4 protein-coding genes and 1 pseudogene are annotated in these 6,628 nt (G+C 70.3%); 1 reads left to right on the top strand and 4 read right to left on the bottom strand.

Translation table 11 applies throughout. The annotated features are described in order from the left end of the window. Window positions 1–604 (bottom strand): annotated as a pseudogene (locus AB0F51_RS38870) (hypothetical protein); the annotation flags it as partial. Window positions 605–1,139: 535 nt separating this feature from the next. Between AB0F51_RS38870 and AB0F51_RS38865 the strand changes: the two are divergent. Continuing rightward, entirely contained in the window at window positions 1,140–1,487 is a 348-nt protein-coding gene (locus AB0F51_RS38865; protein ID WP_360288744.1) for a hypothetical protein, read from the top strand. A 469-nt stretch (window positions 1,488–1,956) separates the two neighbouring features. On the opposite strand, the gene AB0F51_RS38860 is transcribed toward AB0F51_RS38865, so the two are convergent. The 3 genes from AB0F51_RS38860 to lpdA form a co-directional block, all read right to left on the bottom strand. After that, entirely contained in the window at window positions 1,957–2,844 is an 888-nt protein-coding gene (locus tag AB0F51_RS38860) for a TIGR01777 family oxidoreductase (RefSeq protein ID WP_360288742.1), read from the bottom strand. A gap of 29 nt (window positions 2,845–2,873) precedes the next feature. Beyond that, window positions 2,874–5,003, bottom strand: coding sequence for a 2-oxoglutarate dehydrogenase, E2 component, dihydrolipoamide succinyltransferase (gene sucB, locus AB0F51_RS38855; protein WP_360288740.1), 2,130 nt, complete (start codon window positions 5,001–5,003; stop codon window positions 2,874–2,876). Between the two features lie 108 nt (window positions 5,004–5,111). Next, entirely contained in the window at window positions 5,112–6,500 is a 1,389-nt protein-coding gene (lpdA, locus tag AB0F51_RS38850) for a dihydrolipoyl dehydrogenase (RefSeq protein WP_360288738.1), read from the bottom strand. Window positions 6,501–6,628: the final 128 nt, after the last annotated feature.

Here is a 6,628-nt window from a genome sequence, read left to right as displayed (position 1 = left end):
GGCCCGCGCCCGCTGTCGCGCCCACCCCGCCCGACCCACCCACCACGCGGCCCGCACCCGCCGTCTCGTCCCCCTCAGTTGAATCGCCCGCCCCTGCAGCCAGCCCGTCACTGGCGTCACCCGCCGACTCCGACACCTGGAACGCCTGGCGCTCGATCTTCGCCGCCCCGCCAACTCCGCCCTCCCCAGCGGAGCCGTCCACCCCGGCCGAGCCGTCCACCGACGACGTCCCCACCCCGACCCCGTCACCGACATGGGCGTCGACCCCATCCGCGACCGCGTCGGCCTTGCCCTCCGCCCATGTCTCCCCATGGACGCCGTACTCCGAAGCCGCCTCACCCATTCCGGCCAGAACAGCTGAGGCAGCGTCTGCCCTCACCACCTCGTCGTCACCGTCTTCCAACCCCGTCAGCCCGCCCACCACAGCTGACTCGGCAGGCTGGTCACCCGCGACTTCCTTCGCCCGCGCCGGGTCCCCGACGCTGTCTGCAAACCCCGGCGGTCCGTCTAGCGCGTCGTCTCCAGGCGACACCTCGTCGACGTCCAGTACTGCGTTCAACGGCTGGCCCGCTTGGGATTCCACCGCCGTCGGCGCACGCTCCATCGGAGTAGGAGCGGGAAGTCAGCGCCCTTCTTCGAGGAGATCCGGAGGCCGCGGACTGCGGCGTACGTTCGGACGGCGGAGGCAGGGGAGTGGTCGCCTAGCCCGGGCGAGTCCTGCCCGAAGCCAACGCAGGTCCGGTCACCGACGGACAGGTGGACGCGAATCGACTCGGCAGGGTGCAAGTCGCGCAGTACTTCAGGTTCTGCGGACCAGACGCGCGGCGTACGGGATCCTCGCGGCCTGTGGCGCGGGTGCCCTGACGACGCTCGTCATCGCCTTGGCAACCCTCGGCGTTCTCGGCCAACCCACCGCGGGTTCTGCAGCCACGTCAACGCCCACCTCCACACCGACGCCAAACACCCCATCCGCACCCACCACACCAGCGCCGACACCGCCGAAATCAAACCCGACCCCAGTGCCGACGCCGCCTATCTCGCGCACCACGCCGGCGCACCCAAGAGGTGGTCCGCATACGACCTCCCCACAGTCAGAGCGGGCCGCGGAGAACGCCAAGTGGCTGCGCATCCTGGAAGGATTGGATGCCAAACGATCCCGCGCATTCGCGACGCTCGACCCGGCTCAGCTGGACGCCGTCTACGTCCGCGGCAGCGCGCCATGGTCCGCCGACCGCGCCCTACTCGCCTCCTACCGCCAGCAACAGATCCGCATCGAGTCCCTCCGCCAACAAATCAAAGCGGTAACAGTGGAGACCCCAGGCCGAACAACCGTCGTACTACGCATCGTCGACCGCCTCGTCTCCGGAGTAGCAGTCACCCCCTCCGGCCATCGAACCAAGTTCCCACCAGGCCAGCCAACCGCCCGCCGCCTAACCCTCACCACCACCGCGGGCAACTGGCGCATCACCGCAATAACCAAAGCCTGACCCAGGCCGACTGGTCAGCGAGTTGCTGGCGGTTGTCGCAGTGGTGGCTTCGGTTTGGGGAGCGTTGTCGCGGGGGTAGTTGTGCGGCAGTCGGGTGTTGTGGCCGTTTCGTGGGGATCGCCGCTGGGGGGTAGCCCGGGGTGCGAAGTCTCGCTGGGGAATCGACGACTGCTGGCCGGCGGGGGCTCAGGCGTTGGCTGGCGAAGCCGCGGGCTGGCTGGCAAAGCCGCGGGCTGGCTGGCGAAGCCGCGGGCTGGCTGGCGATGCGGCGGGCTCGGCTGGTGGAGCGGCGGCTTGGCTGGCGGTGGGGCCGGCTCGGCTGGGGAGCGGCGGCTCGGCTGGCGGCACGGCGGCTTGGCTGGGGAAGCGGCGGCGGCTCGGCTCGGCGGAAGACAGCGCGGTGGCGGCTCGTGCGGGTGGTGCGCTGTGTGGCGGACGCCGTTGGGGAGTTGGTTGCGGGCTAGCGGGGTTACGTCAGGGCGGAGGTTAGGGTTGTTGTTGCGGTGGGGTGGGTGAAGGTGAAGGAGGTGGAGAGTAGGGCGGTGGGGAGGGCTCGTTTGCTGCCTATTAGTTCCCAGGCGAATTCGCCTAGGAGGGTCTTCAGAGCGAAGGACGGGACTGGGATCAGGGTTGGGCGGTGTAGGGCTTCGCCTAAGGCCTTGGTGAAGTCTTGGTTGGTTACTGGCTCGGGGAGGGTGACGTTGACCGGGCCGGTTAGGTCGCCGGTTTCGGCGCTGTGGCGGACGGCTCGGAGCCAGTCGGTTAGGGAGACGACGGGGAAGTACTGCTTGCCTGAGCCGAGGCGGCCGCCGAAGCCTAGGCGGAACGGCAGCGAGAGCAGTTGGAAGGCTGGGGCCGCGCGGTCCAGTACTACGCCAGTCCGCAGTGCGACCACTCGGCAGCCGGCTTCGCGGGCCGGTTCGGTGGCGCCTTCCCAGACTCGTACGACGTCGGAGAGGAAGCCTTCGCCGAGTTCGGACTCCTCCGTGAGGATGCGGTCGCCGCAGTCCTTGCCGTAGCCGCCGATGCCGCTCTGCGTGATCAGCACCGGTCGCCGCTCCAGTTGCGCGGCCGCCGCGGCGAGTGTGGCGTTCGTGCTGACCCGGCTCTCCCGGATGACTTTCCGGTACGCCGGTGTCCAGGGCCGGCCGATGTTCGCGCCGGCCACGTTGACGATGACGTCGGCATTCTCGAGCGCGGCGGGATCGAGCTGTCCACGCGCCGGGTCCCAGCGGACCTCGCTCGGCTGGGACGGTTCGCGCCGGACCAGGCGGGTGACCTGGTGGCCGTCAGCCACCAGGTCACGCGCAAGTGCCTTACCGAGGAAGCCGGAAGAGCCGGCGAGCACGTATTTCACGAGTTACACCGCTCCGGCTCTCGGGTTGGTCAGACGTCGAACTGGGCTTCTTCGAGCCGCTGCTTGACCGCGGTCAGGTAGCGGGCCGCGTCGGCGCCGTCGACCAGGCGGTGGTCGTAGGTCAGCGCCAGGTAGACCATCTGCCGGATCGCGATCGTCTCGCCGAGCTCCGGGTGGGTGATCACGACCGGGCGCTTGACGACCGCGCCGGTCCCGAGCATGCCGACCTGCGGCTGGTTCAGGATCGGGGTGTCGAACAGCGCGCCCCGGCTACCGGTGTTGGTGATCGTGAACGTCCCGCCGGCCATCTCGTCCGGGAGCACCTTGTTGGTCCGGGTGCGCTCGGCCAGGTCGGCGATCTTCTTGGCCAGGCCGGCGATGTTCAGGTCACCGGCGTTGTGCACGACCGGGACCATCAGGCCCTTCTCGGCGTCGACGGCGATGCCCAGGTGCTCGGCCGCGTGGTACGTGACCTCGCCGGCCTCGTCGTTGATCGACGCGTTCAGCTTCGGGTACTGCTTCAGCGCGTCCACCGCGGCGAGCGCGAAGAACGGCAGGAAGGACAGCTTGACGCCCTCGCGGGCCTCGAACTCGGCCTTCTTCGCGTTCCGGAGCTTGGCGATCTCGGTGACGTCCACCTCGACCACGGTGGTCAGCTGCGCCGAGACGTGCAGCGAGTTGACCATGTGGTTGGCGATCGCTTTGCGGATCCGGCTCATCTTCTCGGTGGTGCCACGCAGCGGGCTGACCACCGGAGCCGACTTCGCTGCGGGGGCGGAGCTGGAAGCGGCGGCCGGGGCCGGAGCTGCTGCAGCTGCGGCCTTCTGGGCCTCGGCAGCAGCAAGCACGTCCTGCTTGCGGATGCGGCCGCCGACGCCGGTGCCCTGGACCGAGCCGAGGTCGACCTGGTGCTCGGCGGCCAGCTTGCGGACCAGCGGGGTGACGTAGTTCGGGCCGTCGGAGGAGGAGCCGTTCGACGACGCTGCCGGAGCCGGAGGTGCGGCCTGCGGGGCGGGTGCCTGAGTGCGGGTCGCCTGCGGGGCTGGGGCCTGGGCTGCGGGCTGGGATGCCTGGGCAGCAGGAGCCTGTACTGCGGGCTGTGCGGGCGGAGCGCTCTGCGGCGCCGGCGCCTGGGCGGGTGCCGACTGCGGGGCGGGCGCCTGAGCCTGCGGGGCCGGGGCCTGCGGTGCCGGAGCCTGGGGAGCCGGGGCCTGCTGGGCCGGAGCCTGCTGGGCCGGGGCCGACTGGGCGGGGGCTGCCGGGGCTGCGGGAGCCGCGGCCGGGGCTGCGTCGCCGGAGCCGACGATGGCGAGTTCGGCGCCGACCTCGACGGTCTCGTCCTCGGCGACCTTGATCTCCAGCAGCTTGCCGGCGACCGGGGACGGGATCTCGGTGTCGACCTTGTCGGTGGAGACCTCGAGCAGCGGCTCGTCGACCGCGACGTCGTCGCCGACCTGCTTCAGCCAGCGGGTGACGGTGCCTTCGGTGACGCTCTCACCGAGGGCGGGGAGCGTTACCGACGTACCGGAGGCGCCCCCGGAGGAGGCGGGCTGGGCGTCGGCTGAGGTTGCCTGCTCTGCGGCCGGAGAGGTTGCGGGGGCTGAGGCCGCTTCGGCCGAGTTGGTGGCGGAGGTGTCGCCGGAAGGGGCCTGCGCCTGCGGCGCGGCCTGAGTCTGTCCGCCGTTGGACTGATCGCCACCGGCCTGCTGCGCGGCCTGGGCGCTGTCCGCGGCCTGCGCCTGCGGGGCGGCCTGCTCGGCGTTGGCGTTCGACTGCTGCGCAGCCTGTCCGCCGTTGGACTGGTCGCCCCCGGCGGGGGCCTGCTGCGCGGCCTGGCCGGCGTCGGTCTGCGGCTCGGCCGGAGCCTGGGCGTTGTCCTGCTGGGCGGCGGGCTGGCCGGAGTCGGAGGCGGTGGATTCGCCGGCGTCGCCGATGACGGCGAGTTCGGCGCCGACCTCGACGGTTTCGTCCTCGGCGGCCTTGATCTCCAGCAGGGTGCCGGCCACGGGCGAGGGGATCTCGGTGTCGACCTTGTCGGTCGAGACCTCCAGCAGGGGCTCGTCGACGGCAACCGTGTCACCGACCTGCTTGAGCCAGCGGGTGACGGTTCCTTCGGTGACGCTCTCCCCGAGGGCCGGCAGAGATACTGAGGTCGGCATGACGGTCGTTAGCTCCTTCGTCTGATCGGTACGAGTGTCAGCCTACGGTGCCGCTCGAACCGGCGGGATCTGGGTCACACGAGACCCGCCGGGCCGGGCGGCAAAACTTTACTCGTGGAAGTGCAAAGGCTTTCCGGCCAGCGCGAGATGCGCTTCGCCGAGGGCTTCGTTCTGGGTCGGGTGGGCGTGCACGAGCGGCGCGACGTCGGCGGGGAAGGCCTCCCAGTTGTAGATCAGCTGCGCTTCGCCAATCAGTTCGCCGACCCGCGAGCCGACCATGTGCAGGCCGACCACGGCGCCGTCCTTGGCCCGGACCAGCTTCACGAAGCCCTGGGTCTTGAGGATCTGGCTCTTGCCGTTGCCGCCGAGGTTGTAGTTGAGGATCTCGACCTCGCCGTACTTCGCCTTCGCCTGCTCCTCGGTCAGCCCGACCGAGGCGACCTCGGGTTCGGAGTACGTGACGCGCGGGATGCCGGCCTCGTCGATCGGGGCCGGGTTCAGGCCGGCGATGTGTTCGGCAACGAAGATGCCCTGCTGGAAGCCGCGGTGCGCGAGCTGCAGGCCGGGCACGATGTCGCCGACGGCGTAGACGCCCGGCACGCTGGTCTGCAGGTGCTCGTCAACGGTGACGAAGCCGCGGTCGAGCGCGACGCCGACCTCCTCGTAGCCGAGTCCGGCGGTGTTCGGGCCGCGGCCGACGGCGACCAGCAGCAGCTCTGCCTCGATCACCTCACCACCGGCGACGGTCACCCGGACGCCGTTGTCGACGACCTCGACCGACTCGAACGGCGTACCGGTCTTGAAGGCGATCTTGCGCTTGCGGAAGGCGCGCTCGAGGGTCTTGCTGCAGTCGGCGTCCTCGGCCGGTACCAGCCGGGGGAGCGCCTCGACGATCGTCACCTTGGTGCCGAACGAGGTCCAGGCGCTGGCGAACTCGACGCCGATCACGCCGCCGCCCAGGATCACCGCGGACTCCGGCACCCGGTCCAGCGTCAACGCGTGCTCGCTCGCGATCACCCGGTTGCCGTCGAGCTCGAGGCCGGGCAGCGACTTGGAGTACGATCCGGACGCGATGATGACGTTCTTACCCGTGTACGTCGTACCGCCGACGGCGACCGTCGTCGGGGAGGTCAACCGTCCCTCGCCTTCGATCACGGTGATGCCGCGGGACTTGATCTGCCCCTGCAGCCCCTTGAACAGCCGGTCGACGACACCGTCCTTGTACTTGTTCACGCCACCCATGTCGACGCCCTCGAGCGTCGACCGGACCCCGAACTGCTCGCCCTCGCGGGCCGAGTCCGCCACCTCGGCAGCATGCAGCAGCGCCTTGGTCGGGATACAGCCGCGATGCAGGCAGGTTCCGCCGAGCTTGTCCTTCTCCACCAGAGCCACTGACATGCCCAGTACTGCGGCGCGCAGCGCGGCGGCGTAGCCACCACTGCCTCCACCGAGAATCACCAGGTCGTACGTCGTGTTGCTGTCTGCCGTGTTCGTCACGAGTTCCTCCGTGGGCGTCAAGGTCGGCGGGCGGCCCCGGATCGCGGAGTTCCGGCCCGGGCGTCATCTTGTCACCGCCGGCCGGCCGGCTCGCTCCCGGGCCGGATTTGCGGGAATGGTGGACACTA

This window comes from Kribbella sp. NPDC023855 (assembly GCF_040639475.1).
Lineage (GTDB): Bacteria > Actinomycetota > Actinomycetes > Propionibacteriales > Kribbellaceae > Kribbella.
Note: the sequence above shows the minus strand (reverse complement) of the source record. Positions and strands in the feature narration are given on the sequence as shown.

Coding starts and splice junctions, on each gene's coding strand:
- sucB (WP_360288740.1), bottom strand. CDS start 5,003: ATGCCGACCTCAGTATCTCTGCCGGCCCTCGGGGAGAGCGTCACCGAA.